General features: G+C 65.2%; 10 protein-coding genes and 1 tRNA gene. 3 read left to right on the forward strand and 8 right to left on the reverse strand.

Annotated features, from left to right (window positions below; genetic code table 11):
* Positions 1-77: 77 nt before the first annotated feature.
* The 3 genes from infC to ASD22_RS15700 all read right to left on the reverse strand — a co-directional run bounded on the left by infC (position 78) and on the right by ASD22_RS15700 (position 3,707).
* Complete coding sequence (infC, locus tag ASD22_RS15690; RefSeq protein WP_082520303.1) at positions 78-617, reverse strand: translation initiation factor IF-3; 540 nt, start codon at positions 615-617, stop codon at positions 78-80.
* A 41-nt stretch (positions 618-658) separates the two neighbouring features.
* Positions 659-2,560, reverse strand: a complete 1,902-nt coding sequence (gene thrS / locus ASD22_RS15695; protein WP_056085487.1) for a threonine--tRNA ligase — start codon at positions 2,558-2,560, stop codon at positions 659-661.
* Positions 2,561-2,792: 232 nt separating this feature from the next.
* Entirely contained in the window at positions 2,793-3,707 is a 915-nt protein-coding gene (locus ASD22_RS15700; protein WP_056085488.1) for a glycine betaine ABC transporter substrate-binding protein, read from the reverse strand.
* A 119-nt stretch (positions 3,708-3,826) separates the two neighbouring features.
* On the opposite strand from ASD22_RS15700, the gene ASD22_RS15705 reads away from it, so the two are divergent.
* The gene (locus ASD22_RS15705) at positions 3,827-4,831 is read left to right on the forward strand and encodes an NAD-dependent epimerase (protein WP_056085489.1); all 1,005 of its coding nucleotides are present in this window, start codon (positions 3,827-3,829) and stop codon (positions 4,829-4,831) included.
* Positions 4,832-4,927: 96 nt separating this feature from the next.
* Here ASD22_RS15705 and ASD22_RS15710 read toward each other — a convergent pair whose 3' ends face one another.
* The 3 genes from ASD22_RS15710 to uvrB all read right to left on the reverse strand — a co-directional run bounded on the left by ASD22_RS15710 (position 4,928) and on the right by uvrB (position 7,877).
* Positions 4,928-5,377 carry a CopD family protein gene (locus ASD22_RS15710; RefSeq protein WP_056085490.1) on the reverse strand — a complete coding sequence of 150 codons (450 nt, stop codon included), beginning with the start codon at positions 5,375-5,377 and terminating at the stop codon, positions 4,928-4,930.
* Between the two features lie 61 nt (positions 5,378-5,438).
* A tRNA-Val gene (locus tag ASD22_RS15715) sits at positions 5,439-5,513 on the reverse strand.
* Between the two features lie 348 nt (positions 5,514-5,861).
* Complete coding sequence (uvrB, locus tag ASD22_RS15720) at positions 5,862-7,877, reverse strand: excinuclease ABC subunit UvrB (protein ID WP_056085491.1); 2,016 nt, start codon at positions 7,875-7,877, stop codon at positions 5,862-5,864.
* A 153-nt stretch (positions 7,878-8,030) separates the two neighbouring features.
* Between uvrB and ASD22_RS15725 the strand changes: the two genes are divergently transcribed.
* Positions 8,031-8,588, forward strand: coding sequence for a GspH/FimT family pseudopilin (locus tag ASD22_RS15725; RefSeq protein ID WP_235577668.1), 558 nt, complete (start codon positions 8,031-8,033; stop codon positions 8,586-8,588).
* Positions 8,589-8,754: 166 nt separating this feature from the next.
* Entirely contained in the window at positions 8,755-9,813 is a 1,059-nt protein-coding gene (tssA, locus tag ASD22_RS15730; protein ID WP_056085493.1) for a type VI secretion system protein TssA, read from the forward strand.
* Positions 9,814-9,828: 15 nt separating this feature from the next.
* Here tssA and ASD22_RS15735 read toward each other — a convergent pair whose 3' ends face one another.
* Together ASD22_RS15735 and ASD22_RS15740 are read right to left on the reverse strand one after the other, a co-directional pair.
* Positions 9,829-10,965: a hypothetical protein gene (locus tag ASD22_RS15735; protein WP_156459039.1), complete on the reverse strand. Its 1,137-nt coding sequence runs from the start codon at positions 10,963-10,965 to the stop codon at positions 9,829-9,831.
* Positions 10,958-21,667: a filamentous hemagglutinin N-terminal domain-containing protein gene (locus tag ASD22_RS15740; RefSeq protein ID WP_056085495.1), complete on the reverse strand. Its 10,710-nt coding sequence runs from the start codon at positions 21,665-21,667 to the stop codon at positions 10,958-10,960. Before ASD22_RS15740 ends, ASD22_RS15735 begins: the two co-directional genes overlap by 8 nt.
* Positions 21,668-21,675 lie beyond the last annotated feature (8 nt).

Here is a 21,675-nt window from a genome sequence, read left to right on the forward strand (position 1 = left end):
TCCAGAGCAAGAGCATCGCGGCTGAAGCCGCTCCCACAGGTCGCGCCGACAAGACCAGGAGGCCTCGTCGCGCGGGATTATTTCTTCTTCGGCCCGATCATCATGACCATCTGGCGGCCTTCCAGGCGCGGATAGGACTCCACCTGGCCGTTGTCGCCGATGTCTTCCTGGATCTTGCGGGCCAGGTTCTGGCCCAGGTCCTGGTGCGACATCTCGCGGCCGCGGAAACGGATGGTGACCTTGACCTTGTCGCCTTCCTCGAGGAACCGCAGCATGTTGCGCAGCTTGATCTGGTAGTCGCCCACGTCGGTGACGGGGCGGAACTTCACTTCCTTGATCTCGACCTGCTTCTGCTTCTTCTTGGCGGCCTGCGCCTTCTTCTGGGCTTCGAACTTGAACTTGCCGTAATCCATGATGCGGCAGACCGGCGGATCGCCGTTGGGCTGGATCTCGACCAGGTCCATGCCCGCTTCCTGCGCCAGTGCCAGCGCTTCGTCACGGGTCAGGATACCGAGCTGCTCCGCTTCGGCACCGATGACACGCACCCGCGGCACACGGATTTCCAGGTTACGACGATTGCCCTTGTTGTCGGTGGTTGCGATACCACGATCCTCCAGAAGAAGTGATGAAAAAGACCGCCGAATCTGAGCGTTCGGGCTCAGCGCCGGGTTTCGGTCTCCAGTCGTTCGATGAAGTCGGCCAGCGGCATGCTGCCCAGGTCCTCGCCGGAACGGGTACGCACAGAAACCGTCCCCGTCTCTTTCTCGCGATCACCGACCACGAGGAGGTAAGGCACTTTCTGCATCGTATGCTCGCGGATTTTATAGCCGACTTTCTCGTTGCGCAAATCCGATTGTACCCGGAAACCTTTGTCGACAAGGGTTTGCGTCACTTGGGCGGCGTAATCGGCTTGCGCATCGGTGATGCTGAACGCCACCGCCTGAACCGGCGCCAGCCACGCGGGCAGCAGGCCCGCATGATGCTCGATCAGGATGCCGATGAAGCGCTCCATCGAACCCACGATGGCCCGGTGCAGCATCACGGGGTGTCGCTTCTGCGAGTGCTCGTCGACGTATTCGGCGCCCAGGCGCTCGGGCATCATGAAATCCACCTGCATGGTGCCGACCTGCCAGTCGCGGCCGATCGAATCCTTCATGTGGTACTCGATCTTGGGGCCGTAGAACGCGCCCTCGCCCGGCAGCTCGGTCCATTTCACTCCGGCGGCCGACAGCGCACTGCGCAGCGCGGCCTCGGCACGATCCCACACGTCGTCATCGCCGATGCGCTTTTCCGGACGCAGCGCCAGCGCCACGTCGATATGCTCGAAACCGAAATCGGCGTAAACCTGCATGGCCTGCGCGTGGAAGGCGGTGACTTCCGGCTCGATCTGTTCCGGCGTGCAGAAGATGTGGCCGTCGTCCTGGGTAAACGCACGCACGCGCATGATGCCGTGCAGCGCGCCGGACGGTTCGTTGCGGTGGCAGCCACCGAATTCGCCGTAGCGGATCGGCAACTCGCGGTAGCTGTGCAAGGTGGTGTTGAACACCTGCACGTGGCCGGGACAGTTCATCGGCTTCAGCGCGAACGTGTGCTTCTCCGACTCGGTGAAGAACATGTTCTCCTGGTAGTTGTCCCAGTGGCCGGACTTCTTCCACAGCGACACGTCCAGCACCTGCGGGCAGCGCACTTCCTGGTAGCCGCTCTTCCTGTACACGCCGCGCATGTACTGCTCGACCTGCTGCCAGATCGCCCAGCCGTTCGGGTGCCAGAACACCATGCCGGGGCTTTCTTCCTGCTGGTGGAACAGGTCGAGCTGCTTGCCGATCTTGCGATGGTCGCGTTTCTCGGCCTCTTCCAGCTGGAACAGGTACGCCTTCAGGTCCTTGTCGTTGAGCCACGCGGTGCCGTAGATGCGGGTCAACATGGCGTTGTTGGAGTCGCCGCGCCAGTACGCGCCGGCCACCTTCATCAGCTTGAACGAGCGCAGCTTGGCCGTGTTCGGCACGTGCGGGCCGCGGCACAGGTCGGTGAACTCACCCTGCGAATACAGCGAAAGATCCTCGTTGGCGGGAATGCCCTCGATGATCTCGGCCTTGTATTCCTCGCCCAGTCCACGGAAGAACGCCACCGCCTCGTCGCGCGATTTCACCGTACGCGTTACCGGCAACTGCTCGGCCACGATCTTGTGCATCTCCGCCTCGATCTTCGGCAGATCCTCGGGCGTGAACGGGCGCTCGTAGGCGAAATCGTAGAAGAAGCCATTGTCGATCACCGGGCCGATCGTCACCTGCGCGCCCGGAAACAGCCGCTGCACGGCCTGTCCCATCAGATGCGCGGTGGAATGGCGCAGGATCTCCAGCGCCTCGGGGCTCTTGTCGGTCACGATCTGCAGGCTGGCGTCGTGATCGATCGAAAAACCGGCATCGACCAGCTGGCCGTCGACCTTGCCGGCCAGCGTGGCCTTGGCCAGGCCGGCGCCGATGGAGGCGGCCACGTCCTGCACGGTAACGGGATGATCGAACGGCTTCTTGCTGCCGTCGGGTAGCGTGATCTCAATCATGGATGGCACCTGATGACCCGCCCCAGTGGCGGATCGAAAAACGAAGTATGACTGCAAGCGTGCTCACTGGCCGCAAAAGACCGGGTAACGGCCACGAAAAAGGGCGCAAAGCGCGCCCTTCGGTACTGCCTTGCAGGATGGGGTCAACCGGAAACGTTGCTAGTGTCCATGTCACACACTCGACCGGCGGTTACCCGCAAGCCACCACGGCAGGCGCGAAGGGACCAAAAAGTTACTTCGCACCCGTTCGGGTGTCAACGCCGCCACTGATCCAGCCGGACACCAGCTCCGGGTGCGCCTTCACCCATGCGCGGGCATTTTCGTCGGCATCCGCGCCCGGCTGCCGACCGGCCGCCATCACTTGCTGCATCTGTGCCGACGTCCAGCGGAAGCCATCGAGTATCGCGTAGGCCCTGGGCTTGTCGTGCTGCAGACCCTTGCGCACGAGCGTGTCGATGTCTTCGGCACCGCCGAAACTGCCCTTGGGATCGGCCAGATATTTCAGCTTCCAGCGCGCCCACATCCAGTGTGGCGTCCAGCCGGTCACCACGATCCACTGCCGCGCGCCGATCGCGCGCCCCAGCGCGGCGGCCATGCTGGCGTCGGTGCCTTCGACCAGCTTCAACGGCAGTTGGTAGGTCTCGATCGCCTTGCGCGCAATGCCCATCTCGCCAGCGTCGGGATCGATGCCGACGATGCGGTGGCCGAACCGATCGGCGTGCGCGGCCAGCTGATCGATCGTGTCGATCGACACGTAATCAGGTACCACCAGACCGATCCGGGTACCGGCCATGTTCGGCCCCAGGTTGATCAACCGGTCCTGGGCACGCGCGTAATAAGCCGCGTGCGTGCTGGGCAACCAGGCGCACACGGTGGCATCGGCGTCGCCTTGCGCCAGCGCCGAATACATCGCTGCACCAGTCAGCAGGACGGTTTTTACGCGAAAGCCCTCCTGCTCCAGCACGGCCTTGACCACGTGGGTGGCGTCGGAGCAGCTGGACCAATCCACATAAGCGAGCTTCACGTCGTGCGAATGCGCTGACGACACATCCGCCGGGGCGCCGGAAGGCGCTGTGCAGCCGCCCACCAGGGCAAGCGCGAGCATGCAGGCAAGCATCGGACGACGCTGGAGCAGCTTGTCGATCATGGCATTCCCCTGAATGGCCGCACGCAGGCAAACATTGTAGAGCGATCACGTGGCGATGCGTCCCTCCGCGCGGGCAGGGGCCGGTAGAATGAGCGAACCTGCACTCATCGGACCCCTCCATGCGCATCCTGGTTACCGGCACCGCCGGCTTCATCGGCGCCGCCCTGGCGCAACGGTTGCTGGATCGCGGTGACGAGGTTTATGGCTTCGACAACCACAACGATTATTACGACCCGGCGCTGAAGGAAGCGCGGCTGGCGCGCTTCATCGATCACCCGAACTACACGCACCAGCGCGCCGACCTGGCCGACGCTGCTGCGGTGGATCAGGCGTTTGCCGCGTTCCAGCCGCAGCGGGTAGTGAATCTGGCGGCGCAGGCGGGCGTGCGCTATTCGCTGCAGAACCCGCGCGCCTACGTGCAAAGCAACCTGGTCGGCTTCGTCAACATCCTGGAAGCGTGCCGCCATGGCAAGGTCGGGCACCTGGTCTACGCCTCGTCCAGCTCGGTCTACGGCGCCAACCGCAAGATGCCGTTTGCGCTGGAAGATGCCGTCGATCATCCGGTGAGCCTGTACGCCGCCAGCAAGAAGGCGAACGAGCTGATGGCGCACACGTACAGCCATCTATACGGCCTTCCCACCACCGGCCTGCGCTTCTTCACCGTGTATGGCCCATGGGGCCGACCGGACATGTCGCCAATCCTTTTTGCCGACCGGATCAGCCGGGGCGAGCCGATCGACGTGTTCAACCACGGCCACCACAGCCGCGATTTCACCTATATCGACGACATCGTGGAAGGCGTGATCCGTGCGCTCGACCATCCGGCCGAACCTGACCCTGCGTATGACGCCGAAAAGCCCAACCCCGCCACGTCGAGCGCGCCCTATCGCGTCTACAACATCGGCAACGACCAGCCGGTGCAGCTGATGCGCTTCATCGAACTGCTGGAACAGAACCTGGGCCGCACCGCGGAAAAACACCTGCTGCCGATGCAGCCTGGCGACGTGGCCGACACCTGGGCCGATGTTTCCGCGCTGCGCCGCGACGTGGGCTACGCGCCGGCCACCTCGATCGAGGAGGGCGTGGCGCGTTTCGTGGAGTGGTATCGCGGGTATTACGCGTAACCCTCGTGGGAGCGGCTTCAGCCGCGATGCCTTTCGGGTGCTGCCGAGATCGAAGGCATCGCGACTGAAGTCGCTCCCACCATCAGGGCCAAGGCATCAGAACGGCTTGGCGAGCACCAGGAAAATCACACCCAACAGCAGCAAGACCGGCAGTTCGTTGATCCAGCGCAGTGCCCGGGCCGATGGAAGGTTGCCGCCGGCAGCCTTGCGCTTCAAGGCACGCCCGGCCCAGATGAAATACGCCAGCAGGATGGCCACCAGGGTCAGCTTGGCGTCGATCCAGTGCGTGCCCGCGGTGACGTTCGGCAGCGCCGTCGGAAATACCCGCCAGCCCTGCCACAAGGTCACGCCGAACAGGAAAGCCATGCCGAACATGTTGTGGCCGAACTTGTACAGACGCCGCCCCATCAACTGCAGCCGCGCCTGCACTGTCGGTTCGTTCGCGGTTTCGGCCAGGTTCACCAGGATTCGCGGCAGGTAGAACACCGTGGCCATCCAGGCGATCACGAACAGCAGATGCAGCGACTTGATCAACAGATAGGTCATGACAACGCTCCGTGGACAAACAAAAACGGCGCGGCCTGTGGGGCCGCGCCGTTCGGGGTATTGGTGGGCGGTACAAGGATCGAACTTGTGACCCCTACCATGTCAAGGTAGTGCTCTACCGCTGAGCTAACCGCCCGTCTCGCCACGGCATGCCGTGCGAGCCGCGCAGTATACGGTAGCGGCCGGCGGTCGACAATAACCCATGCACCGACGGCAAGGCGCCGCCAAACGCAGGTAAAAATCCAGGCGCCTGGCGGCTTCAGCGCGCTGACGCGAAGCAGACGCTTCCTTCCCCCGCTACGCGAGGGAAGGTGCCGCAGGCGGATGGGGGCGCTTTTGATCTTGCTTCCAAGGCGAAGCGCCCCCCTCAGCCCTTCGGGCAGCTGTACTCGCGCCATCCATGGAACTCGCCCTACAGGCGGCTCGCACCGCACAAAACGATAATCCTGCCGTTTTGTGCCCCGCAGGGAGGGAAGCAAAAAAGCTAACGCAGCGATTGCTCGCGCAGCTGGTGAATCTGGTCGCGCAGCTTCGCGGCGTCCTCGAACTCGAGATTCTGCGCGTGCTTGTACATCTGCGACTCCAGCTTTTTCAGCATGCTGGCGGCCTGCGAAGCGCTGAGGCCGGCGTAGTCGGCCGGTTGCTCGGCCACGGCACGGACCCGGGTCTTGCTGCCGCGGCGGTTGCCGACCTCGCTGCGCGCCCCCTCCATGATGTCGGCGATGCGCCGCACGATGGTGGTGGGCACGATGCCCTGCTCCAGGTTCCAGGCGATCTGCTTTTCGCGGCGGCGGGCGGTTTCATCCATCGCCGCCCGCATCGAGCGGGTGACGTTGTCGGCGTACAGGATGGCCTTGCCGCGCACGTTGCGGGCGGCGCGGCCGATGGTCTGGATCAGCGAGCCGGTGGAACGCAGGAAGCCTTCCTTGTCCGCATCCAGCACCGCCACCAGCGACACCTCGGGCATGTCCAGGCCCTCGCGCAGCAGGTTGATACCGACCAGCACATCGAACTCGCCCAGGCGCAGGTCGCGGATGATCTCGCTGCGCTCGACCGTCTCGATGTCCGAGTGCAGGTAGCGCACCTTGATGTCGTGCTCTGACAGGTATTCGGTGAGGTTCTCGGCCATGCGCTTGGTCAGCGTGGTAACCAGCACGCGGTCACCCATGGCGATGCGCTTGTGCGCCTCGCTGAGCAGGTCGTCGACCTGGGTACGCACCGGCCGCACTTCCACTTCCGGGTCGACCAGGCCGGTGGGGCGCACCACCAGCTCGGTCACCGCGTCGCCGGATTTCTGCAGCTCGTAGTCGCGCGGGGTGGCGGAGACGTAGATCGCGCGCGGCACCCGCTGCTCCCATTCCTCGAACTTCAGCGGCCGGTTGTCCATCGCCGAAGGCAGCCGGAAACCGAACTCCACCAGGGTTTCCTTGCGCGAGCGGTCGCCTTTGTACATGGCGCCGAGCTGCGGCACGGTGACGTGCGATTCATCCACCACCAGCATGCCGTCGGGCGGCAGGTAGTCGAACAGGGTCGGCGGCGGCTCGCCGGGCAAGCGGCGGGTGAGATGGCGCGAGTAGTTCTCGATGCCCTGGCAGTAACCCACCTCCACCATCATCTCCAGGTCGAAGCGGGTACGCTGATCCAGCCGTTGCGCCTCGACCAGCTTGTTGTCGCGGTACAGCACTTCCAGCCGCTCCTTCAGCTCGGCCTTGATCGTCTCGGTAGCGTTGAGCACGCTCTCGCGGGTGCTGGCGTAGTGCGTGCGGGGATAGACGGTGTAGCGCGGAATCTTGCGGATCGTCTCGCCTGTGAGCGGGTCGAACAGCGCCATGTTGTCCACTTCGCCATCGAACAGCTCGATGCGCAACGCCTCGGTTTCCGACTCGGCCGGAAACACGTCGATGATCTCGCCGCGCACGCGGTACGTACCGCGGCGCAGTTCCATTTCGTTGCGGGTGTACTGCAATTCGGTCAGTTGATGGATCAGCTTGCGCTGGTCGATCCGCTCGCCCTTGGCCAGGATCAGCCGCAGGCTGAGGTAGTCCTCGGGATTGCCCAGGCCGTAGATCGCCGACACGGTGGCGACGATGATGGAGTCCCTGCGCGACAGCAGCGCCTTGGTCGCCGACAGCCGCATCTGCTCGATGTGCTCGTTGATCGAGGCGTCCTTCTCGATGAACGTGTCCGACGCAACCACGTACGCTTCCGGCTGGTAGTAGTCGTAGTAGCTGACGAAGTATTCCACCGCGTTGTGCGGGAAAAACTCCTTGAATTCCCCGTACAACTGCGCCGCCAGGGTCTTGTTCGGCGCCATCACGATGGTGGGCCGCTGCACCTTCTCGATCACGTTGGCGATGGTGTAGGTCTTGCCCGAGCCGGTGACGCCCAGCAGCGTTTGCGCGGCCAGGCCGGCCTCGAAACCTTCGGCCAGGCGTGCGATCGCCTGCGGCTGGTCGCCGGAGGGTTGGTACGGAGCAACGAGTTGGAAGCGGTCGGTCATCGGCTACATGTGTGGGTGCGACGGGCCATTTTAAATCGGGCCTGCTGACAGCTGGCGTCAGCAGTCACCGACGCCGGAGGCGCCGATCGGGCGACAGCCACGTTCCCGGCAGACACCTAGCATGCCGGTTCCAGGCGACGCAGGAGCGTGAACGTGCCGGATCAGGGATGGATAAACGGTCAACGGGAGCGTGGCGTCACGCTCGTCGAACAGGTAATGGTGATCGCGATCATCGCGACCCTGGTCGGTGCCGCGATGCCGTCGATGCGGCACCTGCTCGACCGGAACCAGCTGCGGACGGCCCAGGCCGATTTCATCGGCGCCCTGCATCACACCCGCGAAGCGGCCGTGATTGCGCGGCATGCCACGGTGTTCTGCCCCAGCCGCGACGGCCGGCAATGCGCCGATGAAGAGCGCTGGGACCATGGCTGGCTGCTTGCCGCCGATCGCGATCATGACAACCAGCCCGACGGCCAGCCGCTGCATGTCAATGGCAACTACGCCGAACGCCTCACGATCCAGAGTTCGGTCGGCCGACACCACGTACGTTTCCAGGCCGATGGCAGCGCCCGCGGCAGCAACCTTACCTTCGTGTTCTGCCGCCGCGGCACGCCCGAGCAGGCGCTCAACGTCGTGGTGGCCAACTCCGGACGCATCCGCGGTGGCCAGGCAAGTGCCGCGCAGGCAGCTGCCTGTGCACAACAGCATTGAACCCGGCGGGTGGCTTGCACGATCCCTCGCGACGATTATCTTGCACCACGCGATTAAGCCGTGACCACGCCGGAAAAATGATTATGGGAACACGTTAAAAATGCGCCACGAGATCGTATGGAACGGCGCAATTGCGTTACCATGAGGGCCTCCATTGCCGCGATATATGGACGCCATGTCAAACCATGATCTGGAATCGTTGATTGCTCCGCTGGGAGATGAATTGCCCACCGGTGAAAACCTGGAATACGACCAGGATTTTCTGGCGCTCGACCGCGCCGCCTCGCCCAAGGCCGAACGCGCCATCGGCGACAGCGTCAAGGCCGCCGAGGAGCCGGACTGGGAGAAGGTCGCCAGCATGGCCGAAGCGCTGCTGGGGCGCTCCAAGGATCTGCGCGTTGCCACGCACCTGGCGACCGCCTGGATGCGTACCGATGGCATGCCGGGCTGGGCGTCGGGCCTTGGCCTGATTCGCGCCCTGCTGGAAAACTACTGGGATGGCGTGCACCCGCAACTGGACGCCGAGGACGACAACGATCCGACCGCCCGCGTCAATGCCGTGGTGCCGATCAGCGACACCCAGAGCGTGCTCGGTTATTTCCGCACCACGCCTTTTGTGCAGTCGCCACGACTGGGGCGTTTTTCATTGCGCGATCTGCAGATTGCCCAGGGCACGCTGAAAATCAGCTCGGCTGATAGCGAGTCCGGCGAAGCACCCGGCCTGACCGAGATCGAGGCGTGTTGCCTGGATTGTCCGGAAGAGCAATTGCTGGCCAACGCCACGGCGATTAACGAGGCGCTGGATCAGGCCAAAGCGATCGACGGCATTTTCAGCGAGCAGATCGGTACCGCCGGCCCGGACCTGAAGGCATTGATCGGCGATATCCATGAGCTGAAAAAATTCGTGGAAGCACAGCTTGCCAAGCGCATGCCGCAAGACGAGGCCGCCGGCGAATACGAGGCGGAGGAAGGTGCGCAAGCCGTTGCATCAGGCCACGCAAAGCCCGTGGCCAGCGGCCGCATCGAGAACTCGCAGGACGTCATCAAGCGGCTCGACGAACTGTGCGAGTACTACGCGAAAAACGAACCGTCCAGCCCGATCCCGCTGTTGCTGGAGCGTGCCAAGCGCCTGGTCGACAAGAGCTTCCTGGACCTGCTGAACGACCTGGCCCCCGGTGGGGTCAGCGAGCTGCAGGTTGTTTCCGGCCGCACCGAATACGAATGAAACACGGCAAGGGCGTCAATGGACGCCCTTGCAGGTGTTCGCGCCGGAGCGGACGAACATCGTGTGGATCGAGGGATTCCAGTTCAGCGAAAGCCCGCCGGGCAAACCGGCGGTGATGCTGGCATTGGCGCTTTGCACGATCGGCCCGATCGACGCACTGCTGCCGTCCGCGCGCCGGACCGTGGCGCTCACCGCGTAGCTCAGCGGATCACCGCAGGCGGTGGTATCGATCTGCTGCGAAACGGTACTGCCGTAGGCGCTGATGTCGGGCAAGGTGCCCGCGCCCAGCGGCACGCTTTTCCCTGCACCACCAGGGTCGGCGGCGCACATGGCGGTCAAGCTGTAGTCCACGGAAAGTCGCAACGGTTTCGCGATCTGCACCACGGCAACCGCTTCGGGCTGGGTGACGCAGCCCAGCAGGAAGGTCTTGCGCTTGGGCACGACGTGCAGCACGTAGCTGCCCGGTTCGAGCATCTGGCTGGGTGGCAGTTTCAGTTCGATGCGGGCCGCCGAGACGCCGGTGATCACCGGTTGCACCGCGAGCGGCGCGCCCTGCCCGTCGGTAGCCGTAACTTCGGGATCGGCACATTGCGCGTCCGACAGGTTCGTGCCGGTCAGGGCAAACGCCAACGGCTTGTCGCCGGGATGCAGGGCGAACAACGGTTTGTGATCCAGCGTCTCGACCGCGTCGATCACCGGCTGCGCGTCCTTGGACGCATCCTCGGCGTCGGCCAGCCGCTTGACGCTGGCAGCCAGGGCATCGGCAAGCGCGCGGGCGTCGCCGCCGAAGCATCCACCGGAAATGTCGAGATAGGCGCGCGTGCGTTGCGCGGCGGCCTGCGCACGCCGGGCTCTTGCCTGCGCGCGCCCGTCGATGATGTCCACGGGCTTGGTCGCATCGGAACCGCTCAGCGCGGCGCGCAAGTCGCTGGCCATGTGCGCCAGCTGGTCGCTGGTGGCCACAAGTTGCGGATCGGACGACGCATGCGCCTTCGCGGCCAGGTCATGCTGTGCCGCGTCGAGCTGGGCGATCACCGTTTCACCGGTGACCCGCGGCGCCAGTTGGGCACCGGTGGGGGTCGCCAGCGCGCAACCGGCCGCGGCAATCCACCATCGCATCGCACGTGCGCGGATGGGACGGGCTTTACTCATCATCGCAATCCATCGCATCGGGTGCGCAGCGCTGCTGGTCGGGCGGCAGCAGCAAACCCGACGGCACGATGCCGAAAGCGCGGTAGTTGGCCGAGATCACGCTGGAGTCGATGTACGAGTCGGTGTGCTTGTTGGTGTTCTGCGCGCGGCTGGTCAACGCCGACGTGGGCACGTTGATGCTGCTGCCACCGGTGAGCGGCAGGATGTTGCCCTGCCGGTCCACCGCATAGAAATACGCAGGCGAAATGCCACCCGGCACGATGACCTGCGCGTCGACACCAGTCACATAGATCGGCGCGCCGCCGACACCCATGTGGCCGGTGGACGCCCATACGCCCGCGCCGTTGTACAACCATGCCTGGTCGGCCTGCAGCAAGTCGCCGTTGACCACCGAAAGGTAGGTTGACGACGTGCCGGCATCCACCGTGTAGCCGCTGCCGTTCACCGACGCCAGGGTCAGGGTCTGTGCATTGGTGAGGCTGAAACCGGCCGGCGCCGAGAAACCACCCAGCGTACCGATGTAGTTGGCCAGCGGGTGCGCGGCATCGCCCAGCATGACCATGCCCGTCGCGCTGCCGGTCAGCGTATCGGCGGTGAGGCTGCCGCTGGCGCCTTCGTTGATGGCACCGGCGGAAACCAGGGTCATCATGCCGCCCTGAACGGCGCCGTCGATCGACAGGTCACCGCCGCGGGTGGTGGTGAGCGTGGTGCGCGCGCCACCGTCGATCGGGCCGGCCACGATCAGGGATTGCCCGTTGGTGAAGCTGAAGCCCGCGGCCTTGAATGCTTCCAGCGTGGCCACCCGGTTGCCGCCACCTTCCAGTGTGGTGGCGCCCGTCGAACTGCCGCTCAGCGTGCTGGCGGCAATACCACCTGCCGAGCCCTGATTGATGGCGCCGGCCGAGCTGAGCGTGGTGCGGGTGCCACTGACCAGGCCGTTGATGATGATGTCGCCGTTGGTGGTGATCAGGTTGACGTGGTCACCACCATCGACCGGGCCGATGACGGTCAGTGTCCGGTCGCTGGCCAGGTCGAAACCATTGGCACTGAAGCTGCCCAGCGCGTCCACATGGTTGACCGGATCGAGCATGGTGCTGCCGACGGAACGGCCGGCCAGCGTGCCTGCCGTGACAATGCCGCTGGCGGTCTGGCTGATGTTGCCGCCCGAAACCAGCGTAACCGTGTCACCCTGCACCGCCTGGGTCAGGGTCAGGTCGCCGGCGGAACTCAAGCCCACGTCGCCACCGCGCAACGCGGAGTTGACCGACAGCACGCCCGATGACGTCGTCAGATGCAGGCGCCCACCGTTGGCGATCGTCAGCGGGCCGTTGGCCGACAGCGCCTGCGCGTTGGTGAAGTCGAAGCCCGCCGCATCGAAGCTGCCCAGGGTGCCGACACGGTTGGCACCGTTGAGCGCGGTGACGCCGGTTGAACGCCCGGTCAACGTGGCGGCGGTGATCACTCCCTGGCTGCCTTCGTTGATCGCGCCGGCCGAGTCCAGCGTCATGGCCGTGCCTTTCAGCGCGCCGTTGATCGTGAGATCGCCGCTGGTGGTGGTCAGCGTGGTGCTGGTGCCGCCGTCGACCGTGCCGGCCACGGTCAGTGCCTGGGCATTGCCGAGGTTGAGGTAGGCGGCACTGAAATCGCCCAGCGCGCCGATGCGATTGTTGCCGGTAAGGCTGACGGCCCCGGTGGTGTCGCCATTGAGCCGGCCGGCGACGATGCTGCCCGCGCTGGCCTCGCTGATGGCGCCGGTCACGTCGAGCGTGGTGGTTGCACCGGTGAGCGTGCCGTTGATGATCAGGTTGCCTGTCGTCGCCAGCCCTGCGCTGCCGCCGCCATTCACGGTGCCGGCGACGGTCAGGTCCCGCGCGTTTTTCAGGCTGAACCCGGCGGCGCTGAAGTCACCCAGCGTGTCGATCTGGTTGTTGCCGCCGAGCGCTACCGCACCCCCCGCCGTACCGCGCAACGTAGCCGCCGTGATGACGCCGCCTGCCCCCTGGGTGATGTTGCCGGCAACATTGAAGGCGGTGGTGGTTCCGTTCACGGCACCGTTGATCGCCAGGTTGCCGGCCGTGGTCGCCAGCGACGTGCTGGCACCGCCATTGACCGGGCCGGCGACCGACAGCGATTGACTGTTGGTCAGGCTGAAACCCGCCGCGGTGAAGCTGCCCAGTGTGCCGATCTTGTTGCCCGACCCGTTGAGCGTGGTGCTGCCTGCCGAGCTGCCGGTCAAGGTGGTGGCCGTAAGTGTTCCCGAGGCCGTCTGGCTGATATTGCCGCCCGACTTCAGCGTGACCAGGCCACCACTGACTTCATGTGCCAACGCCAGGTTGCCGGCGGAGTCCAGGCTGACGGCACCGGCGCTCAGCACCGAATTGACCGTCAGGATGCCCGATGTCGTCCTCAGGCTGACACCGCCGTTGGGGCTGGTGATCTGCAGCGGACCGTTGACGGACAACCCGGCGTCATTGACCAGGCTGAAGTTCGCCGCCTTGAAACTGCCCAGCGTGCCGACGTGGTTGGCAAGGCCCAGGGTCGTGGTGCCCGTCGATTGACCCGTCAAGGTGCCGGCAGTGATGACGGCAGCGCTCTGGCTGATGTTGCCGCCGGCCGCCAGCGACACCGCGGTGGCATTGATGTTGTGGGTCAACGTGAGACCGTCGGCTGAGGTCAGCGCCACGGCCGACGCCACCAGGTCGTCATTCACGCTCAAGGTCCCGCTGCTCGTCTTCAGGCTGATGCTGCCAGCGCCGGCGCCCGTCGCCAGTGGACCGCTGACTGCCATATCCTGCGCATTGACGAAGCTGAAGTTGGTCGCGTCGAAATTGTTGAGCGTGTCGACCAGGTTGGCGCCGCCAAGCAAGGTATCGCCTTGCGAGTGGCCGGCCAGCGTATCCGCCTCGATCACACCAGCGGCACCTTCGCCGATGCCACCGGCGGAGCTGAGCGTGACCGCCGTGCCCTTGAGCGTACCGTTGACCGTCAGGTTGCCGGTCGTGGTGGTCAGCGTGGTGCTGCTGCCGCCATCGACTACGCCGTTGACAGCCAGGGCCGCGTCGTTGGTCAGGCTGAATCCATCGGCATCGAAGTTACCCAGCGCCGAAACCCGGTTGCCCAGGTTCAACGCGACACTATCCGCGGCATGACCGCTCAACGTGCCTGCCGTGATGGCGCCGGCACTCTGGCTGATGCCGCCACCGGAAGAAATCAGCTCGACCGTGCTGCCGTTGATGGCCTTGGCCAGCACGAGGCCGTCGGCTGACTCCAGCGAAATGGCGCCACCGGACAAGTCGCTGCCCAGGCTCAAGGCCCCGGTGGTGGTCTTCAGGCTGATGCTGCCGGTGCCGCCCGTTGTGGTCAGCGGGCCGTTTGCCGCCAGGCCCTGATTGTTGACGAGGGTGAAGTTGGCCGCACTGAAACTGCCGAGCGTGTCGACCAGGTTGGCGCCATCGAGCAAGGTATCGCCCTGCGAAGTGCCTGTCAGCGTGCCCGCCTCGATCACCCCAGTACTGGTGCCGCCTTCGTCGATCGCACCTGCGGACGTAAGTGTGACCGTCGTGCCCTTGAGCCTGCCGCCGACCGTCAGGTTGCCGCTGGTGGTGGTCAGCGCGGCGCTGCTGCCACCATCGACCACGCCGCTGACAGACAGGGCCTGGCTGTTGGTCAGGCTGAATCCGCTGGCGCTGAAATTGCCCAGGCTGGCGATGTGGTTGGTGCCATCGAGCAGTGTGCTGCCGAACGAACTGCCGGTCAGCACTGCCGCCGTGAGGTTGCCGGTGAGGCTCTGTCCTATCGCCCCGGCGAGGCTGGTCAGGCTCAAGGTTCCCGTTGCCGTCACCGCGTCACTCAGGGTGATATTGCCCTGGCTGCTGAGCGTTACGTTGGCACCCTTCAGCACACCGGGTGCAACCAGGGTTCCACCATTCGCCTCCAGCGTAAGGTCCGCCGTGCCGGTGTCGATCGAACCGGTGGGCAACAGCAGAGCGCCGCCGGCGATCAGGCTCACGGTACCGTTGGTGCCGTTGGTCAGTGTGTCGATCGTCAGGTCGTTGGTGTCGGTGATCGACACCCCGGTACCGGTGGCTTTGACACTCCCCTGGAAATCATTATTGGCGGCCTCCAGCGTGATCTCGTGCCCATTCATGGCGGTGAAGTCCGACGTTCCCACCACCGTAAATGCGCCCGTACCGCTCTGCATGATGTCGCCGGCCTGGGTAGTCACCGACAGTCCGCCGGTGCCGATATTCAGCGTGTTCGCGCTGAAGCTGCCCGCGGTGACGGTGAGGCCGGTCAAGGCCGTCGCATTGCCAACGGCTCCGCCCAGTGTGACCACGCCCGTTGTACCGGCATCCAGGGTCAGGCTGGAGGCGCCATTCAGCGCCCCGTCGAAAGTGATCGCCGCGCCTGTCGTCGCACCGCCGCCTGTCGTGTAGATGCCGGTAACGGGTGAGCCCAGGGCCACCGGACCGGACAAGGTGATCGCACCGCCCGTCGTGGTGAGGTTGCCGGCCAGGGTCGTTTGGCCGCTGCCCTCGAGACTGAAGGCACCGCTTCCCAACGTGGACGTGCCCAGGGTCAACACGTGGGTACCGTTGTCCAGCGTCACGTCGTGGTTGCCGCTGTTGTTGAGGCTCACCGCGCCGGTGAAGGTGTTGGCGCTGTCCAGCTGAAGCACGCCGGCACCGGCGTTGAATTGCGCCGCACCCGCGCCCGCCGCCTGGGTGATCGTGCTGCCGGTCGCCTGCGTGATGCCGGTACCCGACACTGTCAGCGTGCCGCTGCCCACCTGCACATCGCCCAGCTCCAGCGCATTGCTGCCGTTGTTGAGCGCGACGGCGTTCGCGCCGCTGTTGGTGAGACTCACTGCACCGGTGAAGTGATTGTTCGTGTTGGCCAGCGTGATGGCATGTGCGCCTGCGTCGAAACTCGACGCGCCGGTGACCGTGAATGCACCACCCTGTGTGATGTCACTGGCCTGGGTCGCTACCGACAGCCCGCCGGTGCCGATGTTCAGCGTGTTCGCGCTGAAGCTGCCCGCGGTGACGTCGAGGCCGGTCAAGGCTGTCGTGGCACCGACTGCTCCGCCCAACGTGACCGCACCTCCCGTACCGGCATTCAGGGTAAGGGTCGAAGCGCCATCCACCGCGCCGTTGAACGTGATCGCCGCGCCCGTCGTCACGCTGCCACCACCGGTTGTATCGACACCGGTGCTGGCTGCACCCAGCGTCACCGGTCCCGACAAGGTGATCGCGCCACCGCTGGTGCTGAGGTTGCCGGCCAGGGTTGTCTGGCCGGTGCCCGTTAGGTTGAAAGTGCCGCTGCCCAGCGTGGACGTACCCAGGGCCAACGCGTTGGCCCCGTTATTCAGCGTGACGTTGTTGGCGCCGCTGTTGTTGAGGCTCACCGCACCCGTGAAGGTATTGGCGTTGTCCAGTTGGAGCACGCCGGCATCGGCGTTGAATTGTGCCGCACCCGCGCTCGCCGCCTGGGTGATCGTGCTGCCAACCGCTTGCGTGATGCCCACACCCGATACTGTCAGCGCACCACTGCCGATCTGCACGTCGCCCAGCACCAGCGCGTTGCTGCCATTGTCCAGCGTGACGTCGTTGGCGCCGCTGTTCTTGAGGCTCACCGCACCGGTGAGCGTGTTGGCGTTGTCCAGTTGGAGCACGCCGGCACCGGCATTGAATTGCGCCGCACCTGCACTCGCTTCCTGGGTGATCGTGCTCCCGGTCGCTTGCGTGATGCCGACACCCGACACCGTCAATGCGCCGCTACCCACCTGCACATCACCCAGCTCCAGCGCATTGGCGCCGTTGTTGAGCGTGACGTCGTTCGCATCGCTGTTGGCGAGGCTCACTGCACCGGTAAAGTGATTGTTCGTGTTGGCCAGCGCGATGGCATGCGCGCCCGCGTCGAAACTCGAAGCGCCGGTGACCGTGAATGCACCGCCTTGCGTGATGTCACCGGCGCGGGTGGTAACCGCCAACCCACCGGTACCGATGTTCAACGTGTTCGCGCTGAAGCTGCCCGCGGTAACGTCGAGGCCAGTCAAGGTTGTTGCGGCACCGACTGCTCCGCCCAACGTGACCGTACCTCCCGTACCGGCATTCAAGGTAAGGGTCGAAGCGCCATTCACCGCGCCGTTGAACGTGATCGCCGCGCCCGCCGCCACGCTGCCACCATCGGTTGTATCGACACCGGTGCTGGCTGCACCCAGCGTCACCGGTCCCGACAAGGCGATCGCGCCACCGCTGGTGCTGAGGTTGCCGGCCAGAGTGGTCTGACCGGTACCCGTCAGGTTGAAAGTGCCGCTGCCCAGCGTTGATGTACCCAAGGTCAGCGCGTTGGCGCCATTGTTCAGCGTGACGTTGTTGGCACCGCTGTTTTTCAGGCTGACCGCACCAGTGAGCGTGTTGGCGTTGGCCAGCTGAAGTGCACCAACACCGGCGTCGAACTGCGCCGCACCCGCACTCGCCGCCTGGGTGATTGTGCTGCCGACCGCTTGCGTGATGCCGGTACCCGACACCGTCAACGTACCACTGCCCACCTGCACGTCGCCGAGCACCAGCGCATTGCTGCCGTTGTTGAGCGTGACGTCATTCGCCCCACTGTTGGTGAGGCCCACCGCACCGGTGAAGGTGTTGGCCTTGTCCAGCTGAAGCACACCGGCACCGGCGTTGAATTGCGCCGCACCCGCACCTGCCGCCTGGGTAGTCGCGCTGCCGGTCGCTTGCGTGATGCCGACACCCGACACCGTCAATGCGCCGCTGCCCACCTGCACATCGCCCAGCTCCAGCGCATTGCTGCCGTTGTTGAGCGTGACGTCGTTCACGCCGCTGTTGGTGAGGCCCACCGTACCGGTGAAGGTATTGGCCTTGTCCAGCTGAAGCATGCCGGCACCGGCGTTGAATTGCGCCGCGCCCGCACTCGCCGCCTGGGTGATCGTGCTCCCGGTCGCTTGCGTGATGCCCACGCCCGTCACCGTCAGCGCGCCGCTACCCACCTGCACATCGCCCAGCACCAGCGCATTGGCGCCGTTGTTGAGCGTGACGTCATTCGCATCGCTGTTGGTGAGGCCCACCGCACCGGTGAAGGTGTTGGCCTTGTCCAGTTGAAGCACGCCGGCACCGGCATCGAATTGCGCCGCACCCGCGCCCGCCGCCTGGGTGATCGTGCTGCCGGTCGCTTGCGTGATGCCGACACCCGTCACCGTCAATGCGCCGCTGCCCACCTGCACATCACCCAGCACCAGCGCATTGGTGCCGTTGTCGAGCGTGACATTGTTGGCGCCGCTGTTTTTGAGGCTCACTGCACCGGTGAAGGCATTGGCGTTGCCCAGCTGAAGCACGCCGGCACCGGCGTTGAATTGCGCCGCACCGGCACTCGCCGCCTGGGTGATCGTGCTCCCGGTCGCTTGCGTGATGCCCACGCCCGACACCGTCAGCGTGCCACTGCCCACATGCACATCACCCAGCACCAGCGCATCGGCGCCGTTGTTGAGCGTGACGGCGTTCGCGTCGCTGTTGGCCAGGCTCACCGCACCGGTGAAGGTGTTGGCCTTGTCCAGTTGAAGCACGCCCGCACCGGCGTTGAATTGCACCGCACCGGCACTTGCCGCCTGGGTGATCGTGCTCCCGGTCGCTTGCGTGATGCCCACGCCCGACACCGTCAGCGTGCCACTGCCCACCTGCACATCACCCAGCACCAGCGCATTGCCGCCGTTGTTGAGCGTGACGGCGTTCGCGTCGCTGTTGGTGAGGCTCACCGCGCCCGTGAAGTGATTGCTGGTGTTGTCCAGCGTGATGGCGTGCGCGCCCGCGTCGAAACTCGATGTGCCGCTGACGAGCAACGCATCGCCTGCACCACTCAACTGGGTGATGCCACCGGCGGTCACGGTCAGGCTTCCCGCCTCGATCTTGCCGAGTTGCGTGCCGCCAGCCGAGTTCAACGTGACGTTACCGCCAGTGGCGGTGATGCTGCCCGCGGTCTGCTTGATGGCACCGTCCACGCCGTTTGCGGTCAGCGTCACCGTGGCGCCAGTCACAGCGCCACCCAGCGACAGATCGCCGGCATCGGTGGTCAGACTTACGCCACCTGTACCGGCGTCGAGCGTGCCGTCAAGGATCAGCGTAGAGCCCGGGCCAGTGGCACTTCCCGTGATGGAAATGTCCCCACCATTGCTCGACAGGCTGCTGCCGGCTTCCTGCGTGATGACGCCGCCGGAACTCAGCGTGATATTGCCCGGCACCACCGGCGTGCCGGTCGCATCGCCTGCAACGACGTTGCCCGCGATGGTGAGCGCCGTGTTGTTCGCCAGCAAAAGGCTGGCCGCGCTGAAGTCGTCCAGCTTTGCGATGACGTTGGTGGACCGGTTGAGCGTGGCATCGCCCGTGGTACTGCCGGTGAGCGTAGCCGCCGTGATTACGCCATCGGTTTGCGTGATCCCCCCGCCCGTGGCCTCCAGCGTTACCGTGTCACCGGTGATGTCCTCCACCGACAGGTCGCCAGCCGTGCTGGTCAAGGTCACATCGCCGGTGGTGTCCGAATTGCTGGCGTCGAGCGTGCCGCTCAAGGCCACCGCACTGCCGGTGAGGGAAATGTCGCCGCCGTTGCTCGAGATGCTGCTGCCGGCGTCCTGCGTGATGATGCCGCCGGAACTCAGCGTGATGCTGCCGCCGGTGGGCAGAACGACCGGCGGTCCGACGGGATCGCCCGCGTCGCCTGCCACGATGTTGCCCGCAATGGTGAGCGCCGTGCTGTTGGTCAGCGAGAGGTTGGCCGCGCTGAAATCACCCAGCGTGCCAATTTGGTTGGCTTCGCCGAGTGTCGTCGCCCCGGTCGAGCTGCCGGTCAGCGTGCCGGCGGTGATGACACCACTGGTCTGGCCGATTGCGCCGCTCGAATCCAGCGTGACCGTGCCGGCGCCGGCATCGAGTGCGCCATCGAGCGTGAACGCGCCGCCGTTGACGGCCAGGTCGCCGCCGTTGGTGATGAAACTGGAACCGCCTTCAAAAACGACACCACTCGTTCCGGTCAGAACGCCGCCGAGCGTATGCGTGCCGCCGGTTCCTCCGGTGGACTCAATGGTCGCGCCGGTCTTGAATGTCAGCGTGCCGGCTGCATCCAGCGTCAATGTGCGGTCGTTTTCACCGTTGTAGGTGAAACCGTTGACGACGGTGATGTTGCCGTCGGTCGTCTTGATGTTGACGTCGCTGCTGCCCAGCTGGGCGACGATGGTGCCCGTGTTGATGGTGGATGCGGCGGTCGCATCCCCTGGCGTGAAAACGCCACTGGCGTCGAAGCCGTCCAGGGTCGCCGGGTTGGCATTCGGATCATCACTGATAGTGATGTCATTCGGGTCCAGTAGCAGCGTGCCCCATGCCCCGTGCGGCGCGCGCAGGTCGGCGGAGCCGTCGAAAGCCAGGTAGCCGCGGCTGGAAACTTCGGCCATGCCGCCGTTGCCGTCGGCCGCGCCACCGCGTGCACTGATGTTGCCCTTGAAACCGGTCGCGGTGTTCGACCACAACACCACTGAACCACCATCGCCCGACTGCAAGGCGTCGGCGTTCAATCGCGCGTCCGGGCCGACATAGGTCACTGCCGCGGCCTGCAATCCTTCGCCGCCCTGGTAGCCACCGCCCACGCGGATGCCGCCGCCGCCGTGGCTGCCGGAGGCATCGACATTGCCGGTGACGCTGACGTTCTGGTCCGACAGCAACTGCACGCTACCGCCTTGTGCGCCGGTGACGTTGATGGCACCGCTGTTCTCGGTGTTGCCACCAGCCGCCACCAATCGCACCACGCCGCCCTGGGTGCTGATGCCGCCGGCATCGATGACGCCGCTGTTATTGACCAGGTTGGTGAACAGGTCTTTCGCGGCAGACGCCTGCAATACCACGGTGCCGCTGTCGGCCTTCAGCGTGCCCTTGTTGGTTACCGCCGCCTGGTTGTTGTCCAGCCGCTGTTTCAGCTCGCCGGTGACCTGGATGTTGATCAGGCCGTTGCCGTCGAAATCGAGCACGGCGCGATCGGCGCCGTCGAGGTTGATGCGGCCGTAGTTGGCCAGGATCACGCCATCGTTGGCGACGCTGCCACCGACCAGGCTCACCGAACCGCCGCTGGCGGCCTTGATCAGGCCGTGATTGACGATGCCGGCATTGGCGCCGTGCGCGTCGAGGTTGTAGCGGCTGGCGAGAAAGTCCTTGGGCGTGAGGTCGAGCGTGCTGGCCATCAGGCCGCCCACGTTCATCTGCGCGCTGGCGCCGAAGATGATGCCGTGGGTGTTGATCAGGAACACCTGGCCGTTGGAACTGATGTGGCCGAAGATCTGGCTGGGGTTCTGGTCCAGGATGCGGTTCAGCGCCACCGCATTGAACGACGGCTGGTTGAACTTCACCGAGGCATCCTTGCCCACGTTGAAGGTCTGCCAGTCCAGCGCCAGCTTGGCCGAGTTCTGGTTGATGACGGTGTTGGCGCCGTTCTGCGTGATGTTGCCGACACCGCCCACCACGGTGCCGCCGGTGGGTCCGGTGGTGGCGCCGACGGCGGCGGCCATCGCTTCACCGCCAAACACGAACGGGCTGACCAGCAGCAGCGACAGGCTTACCGGCAACAGTTTTCGCCGCAGCCGGCCGGCATGCGGCGGCAGGGTGGCGGCGTGTGCGCCGCGGGTCTTCGCGTCGATAGTGTTGTTCATGGTGTCAC

Source organism: Rhodanobacter sp. Root480 (assembly GCF_001426645.1).
GTDB classification, from domain to species: domain Bacteria; phylum Pseudomonadota; class Gammaproteobacteria; order Xanthomonadales; family Rhodanobacteraceae; genus Rhodanobacter; species Rhodanobacter ginsenosidimutans.

Coding starts and splice junctions, on each gene's coding strand:
- ASD22_RS15705 (WP_056085489.1), top strand. CDS start 3,827: ATGCGCATCCTGGTTACCGGCACCGCCGGCTTCATCGGCGCCGCCCTG.
- ASD22_RS15700 (WP_056085488.1), bottom strand. CDS start 3,707: ATGATCGACAAGCTGCTCCAGCGTCGTCCGATGCTTGCCTGCATGCTC.
- ASD22_RS15740 (WP_056085495.1), bottom strand. CDS start 21,667: ATGAACAACACTATCGACGCGAAGACCCGCGGCGCACACGCCGCCACC.
- ASD22_RS15735 (WP_156459039.1), bottom strand. CDS start 10,965: ATGAGTAAAGCCCGTCCCATCCGCGCACGTGCGATGCGATGGTGGATT.
- ASD22_RS15710 (WP_056085490.1), bottom strand. CDS start 5,377: ATGACCTATCTGTTGATCAAGTCGCTGCATCTGCTGTTCGTGATCGCC.
- uvrB (WP_056085491.1), bottom strand. CDS start 7,877: ATGACCGACCGCTTCCAACTCGTTGCTCCGTACCAACCCTCCGGCGAC.
- thrS (WP_056085487.1), bottom strand. CDS start 2,560: ATGATTGAGATCACGCTACCCGACGGCAGCAAGAAGCCGTTCGATCAT.
- tssA (WP_056085493.1), top strand. CDS start 8,755: ATGGACGCCATGTCAAACCATGATCTGGAATCGTTGATTGCTCCGCTG.